This window comes from Micromonospora sp. MP36, from assembly GCF_008119785.1.
Lineage (GTDB): Bacteria > Actinomycetota > Actinomycetes > Mycobacteriales > Micromonosporaceae > Micromonospora.
This window is the reverse complement of record NZ_VSFA01000009.1, coordinates 47673-68287: the sequence shown is the minus strand read 5'-3', so window position 1 is coordinate 68287 and position 20615 is coordinate 47673. Positions and strand designations below refer to the sequence as shown.

At 72.3% G+C, this 20615-nt stretch carries 22 protein-coding genes and 3 tRNA genes; 11 read left to right on the top strand and 14 right to left on the bottom strand.

The features are described 5' to 3' along the window. Positions 1-27: 27 nt before the first annotated feature. The 3 genes from FXF52_RS11040 to bcp form a co-directional block, all read right to left on the bottom strand. Entirely contained in the window at positions 28-564 is a 537-nt protein-coding gene (locus tag FXF52_RS11040; protein WP_148796108.1) for a GNAT family N-acetyltransferase, read from the bottom strand. 65 nt (positions 565-629) lie between these two features. After that, positions 630-715, bottom strand: a tRNA-Leu gene (locus tag FXF52_RS11035). Between the two features lie 73 nt (positions 716-788). Further along, on the bottom strand, positions 789-1259 hold the full coding sequence (gene bcp, locus FXF52_RS11030) for a thioredoxin-dependent thiol peroxidase (protein ID WP_148796106.1): 471 nt from the start codon (positions 1257-1259) through the stop codon (positions 789-791). Between the two features lie 142 nt (positions 1260-1401). Here bcp and FXF52_RS11025 point away from each other — a divergent pair, with 142 nt between their 5' ends. From FXF52_RS11025 to FXF52_RS11010, 4 genes are read left to right on the top strand one after another with little or no spacing between them, the layout of a single operon-like run. Then, positions 1402-2121, top strand: a complete 720-nt coding sequence (locus tag FXF52_RS11025) for an energy-coupling factor ABC transporter permease (protein WP_148796104.1) — start codon at positions 1402-1404, stop codon at positions 2119-2121. Next, positions 2118-2564, top strand: a complete 447-nt coding sequence (locus FXF52_RS11020) for a PDGLE domain-containing protein (RefSeq protein WP_148796102.1) — start codon at positions 2118-2120, stop codon at positions 2562-2564. Before FXF52_RS11025 ends, FXF52_RS11020 begins: the two co-directional genes overlap by 4 nt. Positions 2565-2577: 13 nt before the next feature. Then, on the top strand, positions 2578-3348 hold the full coding sequence (gene cbiQ / locus FXF52_RS11015) for a cobalt ECF transporter T component CbiQ (protein ID WP_148796100.1): 771 nt from the start codon (positions 2578-2580) through the stop codon (positions 3346-3348). After that, complete coding sequence (locus tag FXF52_RS11010) at positions 3345-4121, top strand: energy-coupling factor ABC transporter ATP-binding protein (protein ID WP_148796098.1); 777 nt, start codon at positions 3345-3347, stop codon at positions 4119-4121. The genes cbiQ and FXF52_RS11010 overlap by 4 nt, the downstream gene beginning before the upstream one ends. A 114-nt stretch (positions 4122-4235) precedes the next feature. On the opposite strand, the gene FXF52_RS11005 is transcribed toward FXF52_RS11010, so the two are convergent. From FXF52_RS11005 to FXF52_RS10990, 4 genes are read right to left on the bottom strand one after another with little or no spacing between them, the layout of a single operon-like run. Continuing rightward, complete coding sequence (locus tag FXF52_RS11005; RefSeq protein WP_148796096.1) at positions 4236-5351, bottom strand: hypothetical protein; 1116 nt, start codon at positions 5349-5351, stop codon at positions 4236-4238. Then, positions 5348-6064: a thioredoxin domain-containing protein gene (locus FXF52_RS11000; protein WP_148796094.1), complete on the bottom strand. Its 717-nt coding sequence runs from the start codon at positions 6062-6064 to the stop codon at positions 5348-5350. Before FXF52_RS11000 ends, FXF52_RS11005 begins: the two co-directional genes overlap by 4 nt. Next, a complete protein-coding gene (locus tag FXF52_RS10995) occupies positions 6057-6581 on the bottom strand; it encodes a MauE/DoxX family redox-associated membrane protein (RefSeq protein WP_148796092.1) in 525 nt (174 codons plus the stop codon). Before FXF52_RS10995 ends, FXF52_RS11000 begins: the two co-directional genes overlap by 8 nt. A gap of 32 nt (positions 6582-6613) precedes the next feature. Next, a complete protein-coding gene (locus tag FXF52_RS10990; protein ID WP_148796091.1) occupies positions 6614-7201 on the bottom strand; it encodes a sigma-70 family RNA polymerase sigma factor in 588 nt (195 codons plus the stop codon). Between the two features lie 123 nt (positions 7202-7324). On the opposite strand from FXF52_RS10990, the gene FXF52_RS10985 reads away from it, so the two are divergent. The 4 genes from FXF52_RS10985 to FXF52_RS44020 all read left to right on the top strand — a co-directional run bounded on the left by FXF52_RS10985 (position 7325) and on the right by FXF52_RS44020 (position 11600). Further along, positions 7325-7954 (top strand): zf-HC2 domain-containing protein, encoded by a 630-nt coding sequence (locus tag FXF52_RS10985; protein ID WP_187413440.1) that lies wholly within the window; start codon positions 7325-7327, stop codon positions 7952-7954. A 44-nt stretch (positions 7955-7998) separates the two neighbouring features. Continuing rightward, positions 7999-9714 (top strand): copper resistance CopC/CopD family protein, encoded by a 1716-nt coding sequence (locus FXF52_RS10980; RefSeq protein ID WP_148796088.1) that lies wholly within the window; start codon positions 7999-8001, stop codon positions 9712-9714. 14 nt (positions 9715-9728) lie between these two features. After that, on the top strand, positions 9729-10466 hold the full coding sequence (locus tag FXF52_RS10975) for a YcnI family protein (protein WP_148796086.1): 738 nt from the start codon (positions 9729-9731) through the stop codon (positions 10464-10466). Between the two features lie 150 nt (positions 10467-10616). Next, positions 10617-11600, top strand: a complete 984-nt coding sequence (locus tag FXF52_RS44020; RefSeq protein WP_370517932.1) for a hypothetical protein — start codon at positions 10617-10619, stop codon at positions 11598-11600. 150 nt (positions 11601-11750) lie between these two features. Here FXF52_RS44020 and FXF52_RS10965 read toward each other — a convergent pair whose 3' ends face one another. After that, the gene (locus FXF52_RS10965; protein WP_148796083.1) at positions 11751-13010 is read right to left on the bottom strand and encodes a glycosyltransferase 87 family protein; all 1260 of its coding nucleotides are present in this window, start codon (positions 13008-13010) and stop codon (positions 11751-11753) included. Positions 13011-13084: 74 nt separating this feature from the next. On the opposite strand from FXF52_RS10965, the gene orn reads away from it, so the two are divergent. After that, positions 13085-13675, top strand: a complete 591-nt coding sequence (orn, locus tag FXF52_RS10960; RefSeq protein WP_148796081.1) for an oligoribonuclease — start codon at positions 13085-13087, stop codon at positions 13673-13675. A gap of 90 nt (positions 13676-13765) precedes the next feature. Further along, positions 13766-13841: transfer RNA gene (locus FXF52_RS10955), tRNA-His, on the top strand. Positions 13842-13945: 104 nt separating this feature from the next. Here FXF52_RS10955 and FXF52_RS10950 read toward each other — a convergent pair. Together FXF52_RS10950 and FXF52_RS10945 are read right to left on the bottom strand one after the other, a co-directional pair. Then, entirely contained in the window at positions 13946-15253 is a 1308-nt protein-coding gene (locus tag FXF52_RS10950; protein ID WP_148796079.1) for an Ig-like domain-containing protein, read from the bottom strand. Between the two features lie 217 nt (positions 15254-15470). After that, on the bottom strand, positions 15471-16736 hold the full coding sequence (locus FXF52_RS10945; RefSeq protein ID WP_148796077.1) for an Ig-like domain-containing protein: 1266 nt from the start codon (positions 16734-16736) through the stop codon (positions 15471-15473). 187 nt (positions 16737-16923) lie between these two features. On the opposite strand from FXF52_RS10945, the gene FXF52_RS10940 reads away from it, so the two are divergent. After that, a tRNA-Lys gene (locus FXF52_RS10940) sits at positions 16924-16999 on the top strand. 172 nt (positions 17000-17171) lie between these two features. Here the strand turns inward: FXF52_RS10940 and FXF52_RS10935 are convergent. The 4 genes from FXF52_RS10935 to FXF52_RS10920 all read right to left on the bottom strand — a co-directional run bounded on the left by FXF52_RS10935 (position 17172) and on the right by FXF52_RS10920 (position 20475). Continuing rightward, the gene (locus FXF52_RS10935; RefSeq protein ID WP_255471852.1) at positions 17172-17993 is read right to left on the bottom strand and encodes a transposase; all 822 of its coding nucleotides are present in this window, start codon (positions 17991-17993) and stop codon (positions 17172-17174) included. A 159-nt stretch (positions 17994-18152) separates the two neighbouring features. Continuing rightward, positions 18153-19193 (bottom strand): ABC transporter permease subunit, encoded by a 1041-nt coding sequence (locus FXF52_RS10930; protein ID WP_148796075.1) that lies wholly within the window; start codon positions 19191-19193, stop codon positions 18153-18155. Beyond that, complete coding sequence (locus tag FXF52_RS10925; protein ID WP_148796073.1) at positions 19190-20089, bottom strand: ABC transporter ATP-binding protein; 900 nt, start codon at positions 20087-20089, stop codon at positions 19190-19192. Before FXF52_RS10925 ends, FXF52_RS10930 begins: the two co-directional genes overlap by 4 nt. Then, positions 20086-20475: a GntR family transcriptional regulator gene (locus FXF52_RS10920; RefSeq protein WP_148796071.1), complete on the bottom strand. Its 390-nt coding sequence runs from the start codon at positions 20473-20475 to the stop codon at positions 20086-20088. The genes FXF52_RS10925 and FXF52_RS10920 overlap by 4 nt, the downstream gene beginning before the upstream one ends. Positions 20476-20615: the final 140 nt, after the last annotated feature.

Genomic DNA, 20615 nt, shown 5'->3' with positions numbered 1-20615 from the left:
CCCGCCCGGGCGGCCGGTCCGGCGCGGTCAGGCCGCCGCGACGTCGGCGTCCAGGTCGAGCCACATGAAGACCTCGTCCCGGTCGTCGCCGGGGCCGAGGCGCAGCGCGGCGGGCAGCCGCCCCACCTCCCGGTAGCCGAGCCGGCCGTAGAACGCGCCCAGGCCGAGGCCGTCCCGGAGCGTCACGTGCAGCGCCGTCAGGCCCAGTTCCCGGCCGATCCGCTCGGCCTCGCGCATCAACGCGGCACCGTGCCCCCGGCCCTGCGTGTCGGGGTGCACCATCACCCGCTTGAGCACCCGCCAGTGCGTCTTCAGGTGGAACCGGTTGTCGGAGATGATCAGGATGCCGACGAGGCGGTCCCCCTCGTAGCCCGCCAGCAGCCGGTCCGGTCCGTCGACCAGACCCGCGAAGGTCTCCTCGGCGAGGGGGCGGACCTCGGCCGCGGTCACCGGGGCGACGAAGCCGACTGCGCCGCCGGCGTTGGTGACGTCCACCCAAAGGGCGACGATCTGCTCGCGCAGCTCGGGGGTGAGATCGGGGTCGAGGACGAAGCGCAGGTTCACGCCCGCCATCCTGCGCCGAATGGCGCGGCGTGAACCCACCTTCGTGACCTTCACGACAGTGCTGCTGGTGCGGGAGGGGGGTTTCGAACCCCCACGTCCTCTCGGACACAGGCTCCTAAGGCCTGCGCGTCTGCCGTTCCGCCACTCCCGCCGACCCGATGAGTCTAGAGCGTCGCGCTGAGACGGTGTGCAGTCCCGCCCGCCGGCGGCTGGGTCCGACAGCCTCAGTCCAGGCCGAGGTCCCGGCGGAGCTTGGCGACGTGCCCGGTGGCCTTGACGTTGTAGAGCGCCCGCTCGATCTTCCCGTCCTCGTCGATGACGAAGGTCGAGCGGATCACCCCGGTCACGGTCTTCCCGTAGAGCTGCTTCTCGCCGTACGCGCCGTACGCGGTGAGCACGGCCCTGTCGGTGTCGGCGACCAGCGGGAAGGTGATGGCGTCCCGGTCGCGGAACTTGGCCAGCTTCTCCGGCTTGTCCGGGGAGATGCCCACCACCTCGTAGCCGGCGGCCTGGAGTGAGGCGAGCGAGTCGCGGAAGTCGCAGGCCTGCTTGGTGCAGCCGGGCGTCATGGCGGCCGGGTACGCGTACAGGATGACCTTGCGGCTGCGCAGGTCGGCCAGGGAGAGGGTCCCGCCGCTGTCGGTGGGGAGGGTGAATTCGGGGGCGGGGTCACCGGGGCTGAGGCGGTCGGTCATGGCGGAGACGATACCGCCGCGCGGCCGTACGGGGGCGGTGGCGACGCGCGGCGGAGTGATGATCACCATGGCTTGTTGCAAGGGATTGGCAACAACGATCGGCTGCCAATAAGCTCACCGGTGTCGGCATGGAGGAGGTCGAGTGGACACGCTGGCGATGCACATCTCGAACGGGATCATCGACGGTCCCGTCGCCGCGATCTTCGCGGCGTTCGCGCTCGCCGTGCTCACCCTGTGCGTGCTGCGCGGGCGCCGTGACCTCGACGACCGGCTGGCCCCGATGGCGGGCCTGGTGGCCGCGTTCATCTTCGCCGTGCAGATGCTCAACTTCCCGATCTTCACCGCCGGGGTCAGTGGCCACCTGCTCGGTGGCGCCCTCGCCGCGCTGCTGGTCGGCCCGTGGGTCGGAGCGCTCTGCGTGGCCGTGGTCCTGGTCGTGCAGGCCCTGGTCTTCGGCGACGGCGGGGTGGCCATGCTCGGCCTCAACATCACCAACATGGCGATCCTCGGCACCGCCGCCGCGTACCTGCTGATCGCGCTGCTGCTGCGGGTGCTGCCGCGTACCCCGGCGGGTCTCGGCGTCACCGCCTTCGTCTCCGCGCTGGTCAGCGTGGTGGTTGCCAGCCAGGGCTTCGTCCTGCAGTACTGGCTGGGCGGCACCGTCGACCTGGGCGGCAACCTCGCTGGCCTGGCCGGCACGATGGCCGGCGTCCACCTGCTGATCGGGATCGGCGAGGGCCTGATCACCGCGACCACCGTGGTCACCGTCGCGAAGGTCCGTCCGGACCTGGTGTACGCGCTGCGCGCCCGCAAGCCGGTCGTGCCGGCTCCCGCCGTCCCGGCCACCGGAGGTGTCCGATGAGCAAGCGTCCCTGGCCCTTCGTCCTCGGCGGTCTGCTGGTCGCCCTGCTGCTCGCCGGCGTGGTCAGCAACTACGCCTCGTCGCACCCGGATGGGCTCGACTCGTCGCTGCTGAAGGGCTGCACGGTGAACGCCGAGGACGAGATCACCGGCGGGAGCTGCCCGGCGCAGCGGGCCAAGGACCACGAGTTGGCGGACAGCCCGCTGGCCGACTACGGCGTCCGCGGGGTCGGCAACGGGTTCCTGTCGACCGGGCTCTCCGGCGTGATCGGCGTGCTGCTCACCTTCGCCCTGGGCGGCGGCCTGTTCTGGCTGGCCCGCCGCCGCGGCACCGCGACGGCCGGCACCCCGACCGCCCCGGCGGGCGGCACCGCGACCGGCCCGGCGGACGGCTCGTCCGAGCCGGCCGGCGACCGGGATGCCCGCGCGGCCGGCGCCCGCTGAGGGACCCGCCGTCATGGGTGCCGGGCACGCCCACGTGCTCTACCGCGAGTCCGCCTCACCGGTGCACCGCCTCGCGCCGGAGGTGAAGATCGCCGCGATGGTGCTCTTCACCGTCGCGGTGGTCGCCACGCCCCGCGAGGCGTACTGGGCCTTCGGCGCGTACGCCCTGCTGGTTGTCGCCGTGGCGGCGCTGGCCTGGGTGGGCCCGCGCTGGCTGCTCAGCCGGGCGTTGATCGAGCTGCCGTTCGTGCTCTTCGCGTTCGCGCTGCCGTTCTTCGGCACGGGGGAGCGGGTCGAGGTGGCCGGGCTGAGCCTGTCGGTGGACGGGCTGCACGGCGCGTGGAACATCCTGGCCAAGGGCACCCTCGGTGTGCTCGCGTCGCTTCTGCTGGCGGCGACCACGACGACGCGGGATCTGATCGTCGGCCTGGACCGGCTGCGCTGTCCGCAGATCCTCACCCAGATCGCCACGTTCATGCTGCGCTACCTGGACGTGCTGGTGGGCGAGGCCCGGCGGATGCGGGTGGCCCGGGTGTCCCGGGGCGACGACCCGCGGTTCCTCTGGCAGCTCCGGGGTTTCGCCGCCGGGGTGGGTGCGCTCTTCCTGCGTGCCTTCGAGCGCGGCGAGCGGGTCTACCTGGCGATGGTGTCCCGCGGTTACACGGGGCGGATGCCGGCGGTGTGGCAGGGCGCGGGGGCGGCCACCGCCGGGCAGTGGGCGGTCGCCGCGACGGTGCCGCTGGCCGCGGCCACCATCGCCGCCGTCGCGGTCGTCCTGAGATGATCGGGTACGTGCAGACACCTCCCTCCCTGGACGTACGCGGCGTCCGGTACGCCTACCCGGACGGTCACGTCGCGCTGCACGGGGTGGACCTGACCGTGCCGCGCGGGGACCGGGTGGCCCTGCTCGGGCCGAACGGGGCCGGCAAGACCACGCTGGTGCTGCACCTCAACGGCATCCTCACCCCGACGGACGGGACGGTCAGCGTGGGCGGCCTGACGGTCGGCCGGGACCGGGACACCCTCGCCGAGATCCGCCGCCGGGTGGGCATCGTCTTCCAGGACCCGGACGACCAGCTCTTCCTGCCCACCGTGGCCGAGGACGTCGCGTTCGGGCCGGCCAACCTGGGGTTGCGCGGGGCGGAACTGGCCGCCCGGGTGGACGAGGCCCTGGCCGCGGTGGGGATGAGCGAGCACCGAAACCGCGCCCCGCACCACCTCTCCTTCGGGCAGCGCCGCCGGGTGGCGGTGGCCACCGTGCTCGCCATGCACCCGGAGATCCTGGTCCTCGACGAGCCGTCGTCCAACCTCGACCCGGCGGCCCGGCGGGAGTTGGCGGAGATCCTGCGTGCCCTGCCGGTGACCCTGCTCATGGTCACTCACGACCTGCCGTACGCGGCGGAACTCTGCGACCGCTCGGTGATCCTGGACGCCGGCCGGATCGTCGCCGACGCCCCCACGGTCAACCTCCTCACCGACGAGCCCCTCCTGGCGAAGCACCGCCTGGAGCTCCCGTACGGCTTCAACCCCCGCACCGCTCCCCGCCACCTCTCCTGACCACCCCGACCAGGGCGCCCAAGATCCGTAGAAACACGGCAAGGTGCCCCTGCTGGCGTGGATGGCCACTCTTTCCGTGACTGAGTGCCACGCCGGGTGCGGGCGGGGCGTGGGTCAGTGACGTGCGGGCGCGGCGGCGGCGGTGGGGCGTGGGTGGCGGGGTGCCTGCCGCGCGGCGCGGGAGGCGGCGTGCAGGCGCAGCAGGCCGGCGGCGACCGCACCGGCCCCGGTGGCCAGGATCAGCGTCACCAACACCCGGGCCAGGCTCGCCGGCCAGAGCACCGGCACCACCGAGCGGGACAGCACGGCCAGGTTCGCCACTCCGGCGAAGAGCGCCAGGCACGCCCCGGCCAGGGCGAGCGTGAAGTCGGCGGCTTCCCGGCGGGCCAGCGCGTACCCGCCGGCGGCGAGCGCGCCGAGCCCGGTGAGCAGCGGCCAGGTCTGTCCGCCGACCAGCCCGAGCAACACCCCGCCGACGCCCTCGGCCCCGGCGTCGAGCGCCCGGCCGACACTGAGCGCCACGGTGGCCAGCCCGCCCAGGGCGAGCAGCGCGCCCACCCCGCGCAGCGCGCGCCCACCGGCCGCCGAGCCGCCCGGGACCAGCCCGGCCGCGCCGACCAGCAGGAAGCCGAGCGTGGCGGCCGCCCACCACGGGTACGGGTCGGGCGGCGGCACCCAGTCCAGGGTGCCGCGTACCTCGATCGGCTCGCCGCCGGCGCGCACCGGCACCACCCAGTCGCGGACCCGCTGCTCCCGGGTGGGGTCGGCGGTGACCTGCGGCGGCAGGTCCGACTCCAGCCAGAGCGTCCGCTGGTCGTGCCAGCGGGCCGACGGCCCGTCGGAGACCCGCCGCCAGGAAGGTGCCGCCGCCGGGTCGGCCTGCGGGGGGAGCTGGGTGTCACCGGTGATGGTCCGGTTCAGGTAGGTGGCGGGGGAGCGGGTGTTCTCGTACACCCCGCCCGGCCCGACGCGCAGGTACGGCTCGCCGGAGTAGCCGAGCACCTCGACCTCCGGCCCGGTGCGGTTGGTCAACTCCAGCCGGGCCCCCGCCTCGACCATGCGGGCGGTGAGCCCGGGCCGGGCGGGGCTGAGCGAGGTCACCTCGGCCCGGTAGTCGGTGCCGGCGGGGGCGTCCGCCCCGTGCGCGGCGGCCGGGGCGGCGAGGGCGAGGAGGGCGGCGAGCGCGGCGGTGACCACCACCCCCGCCCGGCGCAGCGGTACGCGGCTCACTTGCCGGCCGCCGCCACCGCCGCCTTGATCCCCTCGGGGCTGCGGTCCGTGAGCTCCTTGCCGTTGACCTTGACGGTCGGGGTGCCGGTGACGCCGGACTTGGCGGCGTCGTCCGTGACGTGTGCGGTCCACGTCTTGTACGTGCCGTCCCGGACGCAGGAGCTCATCGCGTCCCGGTTCACCCCGACGCTCGCGCCGATGTCGATCAGCTCGTTGTCGCTGAGCCCGGCGCTGTTCTCCGGCGGCTGCTTGGCGAAGAGCGCGTCGGTGAACTCCTTGAACCGCGCGCCCTGCGCGGCGCAGCCGGAGGCGGCCGCGGAGCGGGTCGAGTACTGGGTGCTGGAGAAGCGGTTCAGGAAGGCGACCGGGTGGTAGACCACCCGCACCTTGTTCTCGTTGATCAGCTGGGTGATGGTCGGCCCGCTGGTGTCCTGGAACTGCTTGCAGACCGGGCAGAGGTAGTCCTCGTACAGGTCGATGGTGACCGGGCCCTGGCCGAGGACGATGCCGGTGCCGGTGTGGTTGGCGTTCGGCGGGGAGGTGAAGGACTTCGACTTCTGGCTGGAGTAGACGGTCCAGCCGATCAGCCCGGCGATCACCAGCAGCACCACCGCGGCGATCGACGTGATGATCGTGCGGGTGCGTCGCTTCTCCCGGGCGATCTGCGCGCGGACCACCTGGGCCGCCTTCTTCTGGCCCTTCCGACTACTCATCCTCGCCCTCCTCGGGTGCCGCGCCCGCCAGCCAGCCGTCCACGGAGAACGGGGTGCGGGGCCAGATCAGCAGGAATCCGGCCATGACCAGGAATCCCAGGTCCCGGAGGATCTCCGGGAGGTAGGTCGGGGCCTGGCCGGCGGCGAGCTGGCCGCCGCTGCCGAAGCACCCGCAGTCGATGGCCAGGCCGCGCACCCAGGCCGAGGCGATGCCGGTGATGAAGACCACCAACAGGGCCGCGGAGACGCCGGCGGCCAGTCGGGTGGCCAGCCCGACGAGCAGGAGTACGCCCAGCGCCAGCTCCACGAAGGGCAGCGCGGCGCCGATCACGGCGGCCACGTCGTACGGCATGACCTGGTATGCGTTGACGGCGCGACCGGAGGCGGCCAGGTCGCCGACCTTGGTGGCGCCGGCGAACAACCAGACGGCGGCCAGCCCGAGCCGGACGGCGATGCCGAGCCAGGGTCGGACGGCGGGCCAGCGGATGGCCCGGGTGCTCGGTGCGGTCACGGTCATTGGTCGCCCCGGATCCGAGAAAAGTTCCACCATCATCCGGCGAGGGCGTCGCCGACGGCGTCGATCAGCTCGCTGCGGGCCCGGGCGACGCGGGACCTGATGGTGCCCACCGGGACCCCCTCCACGGCGGCGGCCTCGGCGTAGGACAGGCCGAGCAGCTGGGTGAGCACGAACGCGCCGCGCCGCTCGGTGGGGAGCCGGCGGACCAGGTCGGTCGCGCCGAGCTGCCCGGCCGGATCCGGGTACGGCCGCTCGGTGACCGCGTGCGCGGCGAGCCGCTCGTCGAGCCGCCGCCGGCGGACCACGGTGCGCAGGTGGTCGGCGCAGGCCCGCCGGGCGATGCCGAGCAGCCAGGTACGCGCGGTGGACCGTCCCTCGAAGGCGGGCAGCGCCCGGAACGCCCGCAGGTACGTCTCCTGGGTCAGGTCGTCGGCACTGTCCGGGTCGACCAGGGCGGCGGCGAAGCGCCACACCTCGGCCTGGGTGGCCCGGACGAAGGCGGCCTGGGCCACCGGATCGCCGTCGCGGGCGGCCAGCGCCCAGTGCGTCGCCGGATCCGGCGCAGCGTCGAGCCCCGCCGCACGGTGGCCGGCGGAGCTGTCGCGCGGGGCGGGGATCACGACTGACGAGGTTACGCGGCGTACCGGGGTCGGGCAGGGTCCTTCGGCCCTTTCCGTGGTCCCGCCCACGTCGGGAACTTTTCCCCTCGGCTCTCCGACTACCCGCTCATGACGTGCGACGACGTGCGCGTGGCGCTCTCGGCCCGGCTGGACGGGGAGGACCCGCAGGCCCCGGCCGCGGCCCTGGCGGCGCACACCGGCTCCTGCCCGGGCTGCCGCTCCTGGCTGGCCCACGCCGAGCGGGTGACGCGGCTCACCCGGTTGCAGGCGGTGGACGTACCCGATCTGACCGCCCCGGTGCTGGCCGCGGTCGCCGCGGACCGGGCGGCGGCGCGCTCCGGCGCCGCGGCCGCCGTGCAGGCCCGCCGCCAGGTGCTCCGGGTGGCCGTGGCGGTGGCCGCGGCGACGCAGTTCGCCATCGCGCTGCCGATCCTGCTGGCCGGGCTGGGGGTCGCGGCGGACCCGCACACCAGCCGGGAGATGGCCTCCTTCGACGCCGCCCTCGCCGTCGGCTTCGCGCTGGCCGCCTGGCGGCCGGAGCGGGCCCGGGCGTTCCTGCCGGTGGCCCTGGTGCTGGCGGTCTGTCTGGCCGGCACCAGCCTGGTGGACATCGCCGCGTCGACCACCGCCGCCGTGCACGAGCTGGGCCACCTGGCCGCCGTGGTGCAGGCCGGCCTGCTCTGGGCGCTGGGCCGGGTCAGCGGCGAGCCGGACCGGCCCCGCTCCACCGCGCTCGCCGCCGGACGCGGATGATCAGGGGTCGCCGATCGCCGGTCGCGTCGGGAAGCATGTTGGTCATGACTGCTGCCGTACGCCGCCGGCCCGTGCCCGCCGCCGACCGCCGCCGGGCCGACCGACGGGCCGCCGCCGACCGCCACTGGGCCGCCCGGCTGGGGACCGTCGCCGGCCTGCTGGTCACCCTGGTCGCCCTCCTCCTCGCCCCGGCCACCCCGGCCAGCGCCCACGCGGTGCTGGTGAGCACCAGCCCGACCGCCTCCGCCGTGGTGCCGAACGCGCCGGCCGAGGTGGTGCTGACCTTCAGCGAGGGGGTCCGGAAGGTCCCCGGCAAGATCCGGGTGATCGCCCCCGACGGTTCCCGGGCCGACCGGGGCGAGCCGACGTTCAAGGACGCGGTGGTGACCATCCCGGTCGACCCGTCCGGCGCGCGCGGCACCTACCTGGTCAGCTACCGGGTGATCTCCGCCGACAGCCACCCGGTCTCCGGCGCCTTCACCTACTCGGTGGGCGCCCCGTCGACCCCGCCGACCGACACCGGTACGGACAGCCGCGCCAACCCGGTGGTGGAGAACGCGGTGAAGGTGGCGAAGTACCTCAGCTACCTGGGTCTTCTGCTGCTGGTCGGCGCGGCGCTGGTGCTGGCCGCGCTGTGGCCGCGCCGGCTGTCCCGGCGCGGGCCGGCCCGGCTGGCGTGGTCGGGGCTGGGCCTGCTGGTGGCCGCCACGTTGGCGGAGCTGTGGTTGCAGGTGCCGTACACGGCCGGCGGTGGCCTGTTCGCCGTGACCGGGTCCGGTCTCGGCGACGTGCTGGGCAGCACGTACGGCACGGCGCACCTGGTCCGGCTCGGCCTGCTCGCCGCGGCGGCGTTCCTGCTGCGACCGCTCTTCGCCGGGCCGCTCGGCCGGACCGACGGAATCATCCTGGCCGTCCTCGGCGGGGCGGCGCTGTTCACCTGGCCGCTGGCCGGCCACCCGGCCGCCTCACCGGTGCCGGCGGTCTCGGTGGTGGTGGACGCGGTGCACCTGGGCAGCATGGCCGTCTGGCTGGGCGGCCTGGTGATGCTCGCCGTGTTCCTGCTGCGCCGGGCCGACGAGCGGGAGCTGGACGCGATCCTGCCGATCTGGTCCCGCTGGGCGGCCCTGGCGGTCGCGGCGCTGCTGCTCGCCGGCACCGTGCAGGGGTTGATCGAGGTGGCCACCCCGAAGGCGCTGCTGGACACCACCTACGGGCAGCTGCTGCTCACCAAGATCGGTCTGTTCGTGCTGGTGATCGCGGTGGCCACGTACTCCCGGTCGCTGGTGCGGCGGCGCACCGCGGCGGGCCGCCCGGGGCTGATGCGGCGCGCGGTGGTGGCCGAACTGGTGATCACCGCGGTGGTGCTCGGCGTCACGGCCAACCTGGTGCAGACCACCCCGGCCCGCACCGAGGCCGCCAACGTGGCCGGCACGTCCACCGGCTACTTCACCACCACGCTGACCAGCCCGATCTACTCGCTGCAGCTGGAGCTGGACCCGGCCGAGCGGGGCAACAACTCGATGCACCTGTACGCGTACACCACCGACAACCGACCGCAGCCGGTGAAGGAGTGGAAGGCCACCGCCGCGCTGCCGTCGGCCGGGATCGAGCCGATCGACATCCCGATGCTGCCACTGACCGACAACCATGCCACCGGTGAGATCAACCTGCCGGCGGCGGGGCAGTGGGAATTCCGCTTCACCGTCCGTACGTCCGACATCGACCAGGCCACGGTGACCGCCACCGTGCCGATCAAGTAGGAGAGGCTCCGCCCATGTTTCGTCTCCGGCGTCCCGCCACCGCGGCCACGCTCACCCTCGCCGCTGTCGCCACCGCCGTGCTCGGCCTCGCCGGCCCGGCCTCGGCGCACGTCACGGTCAACCCGAAGGAGGCGACCCAGGGCAGCTACGGCCGCTTCGCCTTCCGGGTGCCGAACGAGAGCGACACGGCCTCGACCACCAAGGTGGAGGTCTTCCTGCCGGAGGACGCGCCGGTCGGCTCGGTCTCCACCATGCCGGTACCCGGGTGGACGGTGCAGTCGGAGAAGCGCAAGGTGGACCCGCCGATCGAGGTGCACGGCAGCCAGCTCACCGAGGCGGTGGCCAAGCTCACCTTCACCGCGGCGGCGGGCGGCGGGGTCAAGCCGGGCGAGTTCCAGGAGTTCCCGGTGTCGATGGGGCCGCTGCCGCAGGTCGACCAGATGGTGTTCAAGGTGATCCAGACCTACTCGGACGGCAACGTGTCCCGCTGGATCGAGGTGCCGACGCCGGGCAAGGAGGAGCCGGAGAACCCGGCCCCGGTGCTCAAGCTGACCGCCGCGTCGCCGTCCGCCTCGCCGGCGGCCAACGTGGCCGCGAACGCCTCGCCGGCCGCGTCGGGCGGCGACGACGACTCCGACGGGGGCGCCGGCACGGCCCTCGGCGTGGCCGGTCTGGTCGCCGGCCTCGCCGGTCTGGTCCTCGGCGGGCTGGCCTTCCTGCGTACCCGTCGGGAGCCCGCGGCGAAGTCCTGACCTGCGCGGTTGCCGCCGGCCCGTCGGATCTTCCGGCGGGCCGGCGCGCTTTCCACAGTCCTCGGGGTGCTTGCCGTGGATATCCGGCGATTGTGCGGTTCCCGTCGGTAAGGTCGGCCGGGTGGTTGGCTACCGAGGGAGAGGACCCGAATGCGGTTCGTGCGAACGATCGCCGGCATGCTGCTGTTGGCCGTGGGAATCCCGGCGCTCCTCGCGGGTGCCGGGCTCTGGACCGTGGCCCGGCACGCGGACCCGGACGGCGGCTTCGGCGCCCGCTTCGAGACGGTCCGCACGTCCGGGCAGGCCGTCGTGGTCACCGACGTGGACGACCTGCTCCGCGCCGAGGCGCCGTTCGTCCGGACCGCGCAGGCCCGCCTGCGGCTGACCGCCCGCACCGCCGACGGGCCGGCCTTCCTCGGCCTGGCCCCGAGCGATGAGGTGGGCCGCTGGCTCGAGGCCGTCCCGCACGCCACCGTCAGCCGGGTCGCGCTGGCCCGCGGCCCGCTGCCGGTCCGCCTCGAGCCCGCCGGCCCGGTCACCACCACCGCCACCACCGTCCCGGCTGGTCAGGGCTTCTGGGTACGCGAGGGGACCGGCGCCCTGGAGTGGAGCCCCGCCGAGCTGGCCGGACGGTCGCTGAGCCTGGTGGTGATGCGGCCGGACGGGCGCGGAGACCTGGCCCTGGACCTGCGCGCCGAGCTGCGCGCCGGCTGGTTCCCCGGGCTGGCCTGGGCGCTGCTCGCCGGTGGGGTGCTGCTGGTGGTCCTCGCCGTGCTGCTCCTGCTGCGCCCGGTCCGCCCGCGCGAGGTGGTCTTCGTCGTCGAACCCGACCAGGTCCCGGTGCTCGCCGGGCGGCTCGGGGTCACCTCGCTCAGCGGGCTGGGCGCGCCCGAGGTGGCGGGGGAGCGGCCGGTCTGGCCGGAGCGGCAACTGGTCGCCGTCGGATCGGCGGCCCCCGCCCGGTCCCGGGCCGCGATCGAGCCGGTGCCGAGCCGACGCCCGGAGACCCTGGCAGACCTGCCGGCCGACCCGAGCTGGGCCTGGCCCACGGCCACCACGCCGCAGACCCCCCGGCCGGTGGACGTCCCGCCGCGGGCGGCGGCGTCACCCGGGGACGCAGGGCTGGACTCCTAGGGCCCGAACGGCGGGTGGCCCTCCGCGCTGCCGACGCGAAGGGCCACCGTCACCGGGGGATCGGTGCTACCTGGGAGAAAACTGAGGTAGTTGTGACCAGATTAGCGCCGAACAGCGCCCGTCGCGACGTCTGTCCATTTGGTGCAACTTTCAGGCTGTGCCGGTCCGGTCCCGATCGGCCGCCCGGCGCGCGGGCAGCGCCGCCAGCAGCACCAGGCTGAGCAGCACGTACGCGTTGCGCGCGACGAACTCGCCGAAGCTGTCGGTACGCGCCGGCGCGACGCCCCAGTCCTGGAACGTCACCACCCCGTAGATGATCACGAAGGCGGTACCGATCGCCAGGGCGAATCGCCAGCGGCGCCGCCGGACACCCGCCACCGTGTCCCGGTCCGCGTCCAGCCCGGCGTCGACCAGCACCACCACCGCGGGGATGAACCAGTACAGGTGGTGCGTCCAGGTGATCGGGCTGACCAGGCCACCCACCAGGCCGGTCAGCGTGAGCCCGGCCAGCGCGTCCCCAGCCCGGGCGGCGCGGGCCGCCCGCCACAGCCCGTACCCGACCACCACGACCACCAGCAGCAGCCAGGGGAGCTGAGCCGGCTTCTCCGGCGCGGTGATCCGGCTGAGCAGGCCGAACAGCGACTGGTTACCGGTGTAGTCGGTGCGTCCCACCCGATCGGTCGCCCACAGCTCGTGGGTCCAGAACCGCCACGAGTCGCCCGGCGCGAGCGCCGCGGCCAGCAGGGTGGCCAGCGCCGCGGTCCCCGAGGCGAGCGCCGCCGCCCGCCAGCGCCGGGTGGCCAGCAGGTAGAGCACGAAGATGCCGGGGAAGAGCTTGAGCGCCGCCGCCAGCCCCACGCCCACCCCGGCCCAGGGCCGCCCCCCGGGTACGGCGAAGAGCAGGTCGGCCAGGATCAGCACCACCAGCAGCATGTTGATCTGGCCGAAGGTGAGCGTCTCCCGGGTGCTCTCCACCGCGAACACCAGCAGGACGGCCACCGCGAGGGTGAACAGCTTGGGCAGGTCGTGCCGCGCGATGACCGGGAGCACCAGCCAGCGGGTCGTCACCACCACGCCCACCACGGTCAGCACCGTGAAGATCGCCACGGTGGCGCCGAGCGGTAGCAGCGCGAACGGCCGCAGCAGCAGCGCGGCGAACGGCGGGTAGGTGAAGTAGAGCGCCCCCTGCACCCGGTCCGCCTGGACGTAGTCGTAGAGCGGGTGGCCGGCCGCCCACCAGTCCATCGCCCGCATGTAGATCTTCAGGTCGAAGAAGTCGTGGACCGTGCCGGGCAGATAGAGCGCCGGCAGCACCGCCGCGAGCGCCACCACCGTGACGAGCCGACGGGCCCTACGGCCGCCCGGATCGTCGTCGGTGACGGCGGGTGGTGCGACGGGTTCGGCTGGCACGGGGCAAACCCTACTGGTCCACGTCGGCCATGGTGCCGAGGCGCGGGCGGGTCGGCGACGCGTAGTCTGGTCCGGTGGCTGATCTTCTCGTCTGGATCGACTGTGAGATGACCGGGTTGGACCTCGGCCGGGACGCGCTGATCGAGGTCGCCGCGCTCGTCACCGACCCCGACCTCAACGTGCTGGGGGAGGGCGTCGACGTGGTCATCCACGCCGACGACGCGGCGCTGGACGGGATGCCGGAGATCGTGCAGACCATGCACGCCAAGTCCGGGCTCACCGAGGCCGCCCGCCGGTCCACGGTCACCCTCGCCGAGGCCGAGGACATGGTGCTCGACTACATCACCAAATACGTCAAGGACTCCGGCGGCGCGCCGCTGTGCGGCAACTCGATCGCCACCGACCGCGGCTTCATCGCCCGGGACATGCCCCGCCTCGACGCGCACCTGCACTACCGGATGATCGACGTCTCCTCGATCAAGGAGCTCTGCCGGCGCTGGTACCCCCGGGTGTACTTCGGTCAGCCGCAGAAGGGGCTGGCCCACCGGGCCCTGGCGGACATCCGGGAGAGCATCCGGGAGCTGGAGTACTACCGCCGGACCATCTTCGTCCCGCTGCCCGGCCCGGACGTGGAGAGCGCCAAGGCGATCGCCGCCCAGCTCTGACGCCCCGCCGGAACCCGGTGGACGGGGGCGGCAGGGGTGTGGCTATTATTAGTCCGCGCCCCGCCCGGCTCGACCGGCGCGGAGAGCATGGTGGCTGTAGCTCAGTTGGCAGAGCACCGGGTTGTGGTCCCGGTTGTCGTGGGTTCAATTCCCATCAGTCACCCCAGCAACGAAGCCCCCTCCTCCGGGAGGGGGCTTCGTTCGTCACCGGGCCCGGACGCGCCAGGAGCCCTCTCCGTCGGGAGAAGGCTCCTGGCGGTACGCCCCGGGTCAGGCGGTCGGCGTGGCGCTGGGCTGGTCGCTCGGGCCGGCACTCGGGCTGGTGTCGTCACCCGGCTGCGCCGGCGGCTCGTACGGCAGGGCGCTGCCCTTCACGTACTCCTCCCAGCTCATGTTCCAGTCCGTCCAGCCGTTGCCGTTCTGGAGCTTGCGCTCGGTGCCCTTCACCGTGATCGGATCGCCGATCCGGGTGTTGGTGAACAGCCAGGCCCCCTCCGCCATCGAGACGTTCACGCAGCCGTGCGAGACGTTGACCTTGCCCTGCACCCCCTCCGACCAGGGCGCGGCGTGGATGAACTCGCCACCCCAGGTGAGCCGCTGGGCGAAGTCGATGTCGGTGCGGTAGCCCTCCTGCGGGCCCAACTCCTCGCGGGTGTCGAAGACCGTCTTGCGCAGCTTCTCGATCACTACCATAGTGCCGCTGGACGAGGGGGTGGTCTTCTTGCCGAGACTCACCGGGATCGTGCGGATCACCTTGCCGTCCTTGGTGACCGTCATCCGCTTGGTGCGGTTCTCGACGGTCATGATGAACGACGGGCCGATCTTGATGTCGACGGTCAGGTCGGAGCGGCCGTACCAGCCGTCGCCGAGCGGGAGCCCCCCCGCCTGCACCCGGTACGACACCGTGCTGTTGGCCTGCCAGAACTTCTTCGGCCGGTAGCGCACCTCGGTGGGACTCACCCAGTGCCAGATGCCCTCCTGGACCGGCTTCGCGGTGACCGTCATCCGGCGCTGCACGTCGTCCCGGTAGTCCTGCGGGATGGCCCGGCTGAACTTGACGATCAGCGGCATGCCCACGCCGACGGTCTGGTTGTCACCGAGGAAACTGCTGACCCGGATCTGCTTGGCGGGCTTGGCCATGGTGGTGAACTTGCTGGTCGCCGTCGCCGGCTTGCCGTCGTCGCCGGTCGCGGTCACCGTCGCGGTGTACGTCTCGCCGTACTTGAGGGCGCCGGCGGGGAGCCAGCTCTTGCCGTCCTCCGCGAGCGCACCCTCGACCGCCGTGCCGGCGGAGTCCTTCAGCTCGACGGTGGTCTCCTTCGCCTCCTTGGTGGTGAAGGTGATGGCGGTCGAGGCGGCCACGTCCTTGGCATCGGCCGCGGGCTCGGTGATGGTGGCGGCGGCCTTCGGGCCGCTCTCCTCGCCCCCCTGCCAGCTCGACGGCTTGTCGTCCCCACCACCGCCGGTGCAGGCGGAGGTCAGCGCCATCGCGGCGGCGAGCACCGCGGCCGCGAACACGCGCCGCCGCGTGCCGTGCCGGGCGCCGCGCCGGATCAGCTCGTCCTGGCTAGCTCGCATGGTTCCCCCACAGTCGTCATCCCCGGTCCCATCGTCCCCTACAGACGCGCGAGTACCGATACCCGTTGCCGGAAGTGAACCGAAACACGCCGAACGCGATGTAACGATTCGGGAATGTTGCAGCGCTGCCCGAACGGGCCAGTCTCTGCCCTGGTCCGGCGCGGCCCGGCGGCCACCGGCGGTGGCCCGGCAGGTCACCGAGCCACCTCGACCAGGCTCAGAAGGTCGGCTCGGACCCGCCGTCGGGCACCGGCAGGGCGCTGCCCGCCACGAACTGCGACCAGCTCATGCTCCACGCCGTCCAGCCGTTGCCCGGCACCAGCTTCCGCTCGGTGCCCTTGACGGTGATCGGGTCGCCGACCAGGGTCTGGCCGAAGAGCCACCGCCCGTTGGCCATCGAGACGTTCACGCAGCCGTGTGAGACGTTCTGCCGCCCCTGCACCCCCTCCGACCACGGTGCGGCGTGGATGTACTCGCCGCCCCAGGTCAACCGCTGGGCAAAGTCGATCTTCGTGACGTACCGGTTCCGCGGATCCGGCTCATCCCGGGTGTCGAAGACCGTCGACTCCTTCTTCTCCATCACCACCATGGTGCCGCTGGAGGAGGGGGTGCTCTTCTTGCCGAGGCTCACCGGCAGGGTGCGGACCAGCGCGCCGTTCTCGTACACGCTCATCCGCTTGGTCGCGTTGTCGACCTTCATCTCGAAGGCCCGGCCGATCTTCGCGGTCGCGCTCCGGTCGACGTTGCCGTACCGGCCGTTGCTCAGCGGGATCCCGGCCAGCGCCAGCCGTACCGTGATCGTGGTGCCCGGCTGCCAGTACTCCGGCGCCCGGTAGTACGCCTGCGTGCCGTTGTCGACCCAGTGCCAGGCGCCCGGCTGCGGCGGGTCGGTCTGGACGAACATCCGCTTCTGCGCCGCGGCCCGATCCTTCTTCGGGATGCCCGGCGAGAACTCGGCCACCACCGGCATCGCCACGCCGTAGGTCTTGCCGCTGAACAGGTACAGCCCAGACCCGATCATCGACTTCGGCTTGGCCATCGTGGTGAAGGTGCTGGTGCCCTGGTGGGTCCGGCCGTCGGTGCCGGTGCCGGTGACCGTGGCGGTGTACCGGGTGGCGTACTTCAGCGGAGCGGAGGGCACCCAGGACGAGCCGTCGCGCCGCATCCGGCCGGCGACGCTCGTGCCGTTCGCCGCGGTGAGGACGACCTTCGACACCTTGCCGCCGCCGGGGATCGTCGCGCTGATCTCGGTGCTGACCGGGCGCCGGGTCGACCCGTCGGCCGGGCTCACCGGCAGCGGCAGCGGGGCCTCGTTCGCGGGTTCGCTCGGCGTACCGCCCGCCGGGATGTCCGTCCCGGCCTGCTGCTGCCCGCCGCTTGCGGCCGGCGGCTTCTTCTGGTCGTCCCCGCACCCGGTCAGTGCCAACGACGCCGTGAGAACCAGGGCGCCCATCATCGCCCCGGCCCGCCCGAACCTGCCCATCCCCACCTCAGCTCTCGCGTGCCTGGCGCACATCGTGCCGTATCAACGCCATGACCTTGGGCCCTTCGGAGCCGCGGATGGCGGTTTTGGGGAACTTTGTCCCTTAAGCTCGGCCGAAGGGGGGAGCCGGGGATCGGATTGGAACCCGGGTCGGGGGCCATGCTAATGTTCTCCCCGTTGCCAGCGAGCGCCGCTAGCTCAACTGGCAGAGCAGCGGACTCTTAATCCGCGGGTTCGGGGTTCGAGTCCCTGGCGGCGCACCAGCAGTAACACCCTCAGGGCCGGTCGTTCAGACCGGCCCTGACCCCTTTTGGTGGCCCCTACGTCAGGCATCCAACAGATAACTCGCGACAGTCTTCGAGTATCGGGGCGGGCGAACGGTTACGACGTTGTGCGCAATTGCCGGGGGTTCGTGGCTGCTGTGATGTGGATCGGTTACCAGGTGATCATGCGGTCGGATACCAGGCCGGCGACCGCGTCGATGGTCTCGGGCAACAGCTCACGGCGGCCGGTGAAGCGTTGAAGCTGCCGCCACCACTTCAGCTCCGCGATGGCGTGTTCGACCGGGATGCGTTGTGAGGAATGGTGTTTACGCTCTGCTTCCCACGCGTGCTGACGTGCGGGTGGTGCGCCGGGGCGTAGTTTCAGCGGCGGAGCGGTGACCTGGTCGGGGTGGTCCTTGGCCAGACCTTGATAGCCGGCGTCGACCAGCACCGTCACCTGCGGGTAGGCGTCCAGCAGGGCGTCGATGCCCTCGACGCGGGCGGCGGTGGTGTCGTGCACCCGCCCTGGCCGGTGTCCACCGCACCACAGGGTCGCCCCGTACTCGTCGGCCACCAAGGTGGCCTTGATCGTGTTCTGCTTCGCCTTGCCCGACACGAACGCCTTACGGCCAGGCCGGCCTGCACGGGGCCGGCGGACCCGGATCTCAGTGGCGTCCAGCCGCAGTGTCACACCCTCCGCGGCGGCATAGGCGAACACATCCGCCAGGGTGCGCAGCCGGATCCCGCTCGGGCGGACGAACCCGCGACGGGCCAACAAGGGCCGCACCTGCCCGATCGCCCGAGTCACGGTCGACCGGTCCACCCCGAACGCCACCGCCAGGGCCTCGTGCGGCACCCCCAGACGCAGATGAGCGAGGGTAACGACAAGCCGATCAGTGAACCGCAGCGTCAAACGCCGCCCGGCTCCAGCCGCCCGCCGCCGATGGCCACCCCGCCGGGCATACAGCCGGCCCTCCCGCCCGGCCAGCCACACCACACGCAGCTCGGTTCGCAGCAGTTGCAGATGACGGCGGGAGATCCCGGTGAACGCGGGATGACTGAACACACGACGCGCCCACCGGATCGACACCCGGAGATCATCACCTACGCCGCACGGACACCACCAATCGTCCTCCTATTGCGCACAAGATCGTTAGTTCTGTCGGCGCCGGATCCACCAGAAGCAGGTACCGACCAGCGCCCCGGCGAGCACGATGAAGATCCCGGTTTCCATCCACTGCAGCGGCCAGTAGTGGCTCGCGGGGTGGTAGGTGACTGTTTCGTGGAGGTCGTACTTGGCGAGGCAGGCGCCGATCTGACTCAGGTCTGGGGCGTCGCCCTGGCTATCTGGGAAACATTCGGGGTAACTGTCGATGCGGACCACCTGGCCGGCCGAGTTCTTCACGGGCGGCTGGGATGTCAGCCAGGCGCCTCGCGGTGTCGGCAGGTCGAAGTGGAATTCCGTCTGCGTGCCCCGGAAGTCGTGGAACTGGCTGGCGCTGGCCTGGTTGATCGGGAAAGTGGTTGCGGTCGACGGCAGCAGGTGGGGTCGGATAAGGGTGGGTACGAGAATCTGGATGGCGATGAACACGGCCAGGGTGATGGCCATGGCCGGCAGAGTGCGGCGCACCAGCAGTCCCAGCGTGGTGCCCAGGGCGAAGGCGAACGCGGCGTAGCCGAGCGGGACGATGTCGCGTGAGGCGAAGGTCATCGCCGCCCACAGGTTGCCGTTGAGGTTGTCCAGCGGCCCGGCCCACCAGGTCAGCAGCCAACTGAGCATCGCGGTGGTGGTGACCGCGGCGACGCCGACGACGGTGAGTTTGACCGCGAGCCACCGGGTGCGCGTGACGGTTTGGTTCCAGGCGAGTTGGTGCGTGCCGGTTTCGAGCTCACGGCCGATCAGCGGCGCGCCCCAGAAGATGCCGATCACTGCCGGTACGGCGATCACGAGGAGTTGCAGGAGCATCAACATGGGCTCATAGCTTCGCGGCAACTGGCTGAGCTGGGCACCCAACGCCCGCGCCGCGGGGGTCGCGCCGTCGCAGGCGTGCAGCGGGGCGCACGCGGCCAGGGCCGCGGTGTAACTGTGGTGCATCCGCAACCCGGTGACCAGGAACACGGTCGCCGCGGCGGCGAGCAGGGCCAGGCCGGTGAGGGCCTGGGCACGGAACTGCCGCCAGGTCAGCCAGATCATCGCGCTTCTCCCGTCGGTTGCATCGCGGTATCGGCGCCGTGGTCGACGGGCCGCTCCAGGTAGGTCAGCACGAGGTCCTCCAGTTCGAGGTGTTCGGCGGACCAGTCCCCGGCGGGCAGTTCGCTGTCGCTTCGCACCACGAACGTGGACTGCCGGTCGGTGTGCTCCGCCGAGATGACCTTCAACCCCGCGGGCAGTTCGGACTCCTGGCGCCGCGTGCACACGATCCGGTGGTGCTGCGCGAGCAGATCATCGGTTTCGCCGGCGAGCTGTACGCGGGAGGAGACCAGCACGATCAGGTAGTCGCAGACGCGTTCGAGGTCGGAGACCAGGTGCGAGGAGAGGATGACGCTGGTGTCGTGCTCGGCGACCGACTCCATCAGGTGGCGCAGGAAGTCGCGGCGGGCCAGCGGGTCGAGGCTGGCGACCGGCTCGTCGAGGATGAGCAGTTCGGGTCGCTTGGCCACCGCGAGGGTCAGAGCGAGCTGGGCGCGCTGCCCGCCGGAGAGCTTGCCCGCCTTCTGCTTCGGGTTCAGGCCGAGTTGCTCGATGCGGGCCTGTGCGAGCTTCGCGTCCCAGGCCGGGTTCATCTTGGCGCCGAACGTCAGGTGGTCGGCGACGGGCAGGCTCGCGTAGGTGGGGGTGTCCTGGGCGACGTACCCGACCCGGGCCAGTTGCGCGGGTGCGCCGTTGGGCTGCTCGCCCAGCACCTCGATCCGCCCGGTTGTCGGCGCGAGCATGCCGCAGGCGATCTTCAGCAGCGTGGTCTTGCCCGCGCCGTTGGGCCCGACCAGGCCGACGACGTGCCCCGGCGGGAGCTCCAGGGTGCAGTCGGCCAGCGCCTGGCGCTGGCCGTATCTCTTGCCGAGCGCGTGGGCTTGCAGGATCGCGTTCATTTCTCCTCTTCGGCGCTTCCGCGCAGGGTGTTCTGGAACATCGCCTCGATGCCCGGCTCGGTCAGGCCCGCAGCGCGGGCCTTGTCCATCCAGGCGCGCAGCTCCTGCTGCAGCGGACCGTGTTCGGTGAGCGATGCGTGGCCGAGCGATTGGGTGATGAAGGTGCCCACCCCCGGCTTTCCCGCGGCCAGGCCGAGGTGTTCGAGTTCGCGGTACGCCTTGCTCACGGTGTTCGGATTGATCGCCACCTTGGCGACCACCTCCTTGACCGTGGGCAGCTTGTCGCCCTCGGTGAGCAGCCCCAGCAGCAGCGCTTGCCGTACCTGCCTGACGATCTGCAGGTACGGCGCCATGCCCGAGCGCGCGTCGACGTGGAAGTCGATCACCCATAATTCCGTTTCACTAGGTTACTAGTGAAATTAGGATGTATGAATGCCGGGTGCGTGTCAAGCGGTGCGCACCTGAGCGCCGCCCAGGCCCAATCCGCTCCTGTCGTCGCCGAGCTGCTTGCCGCCGTGCTCGTCGA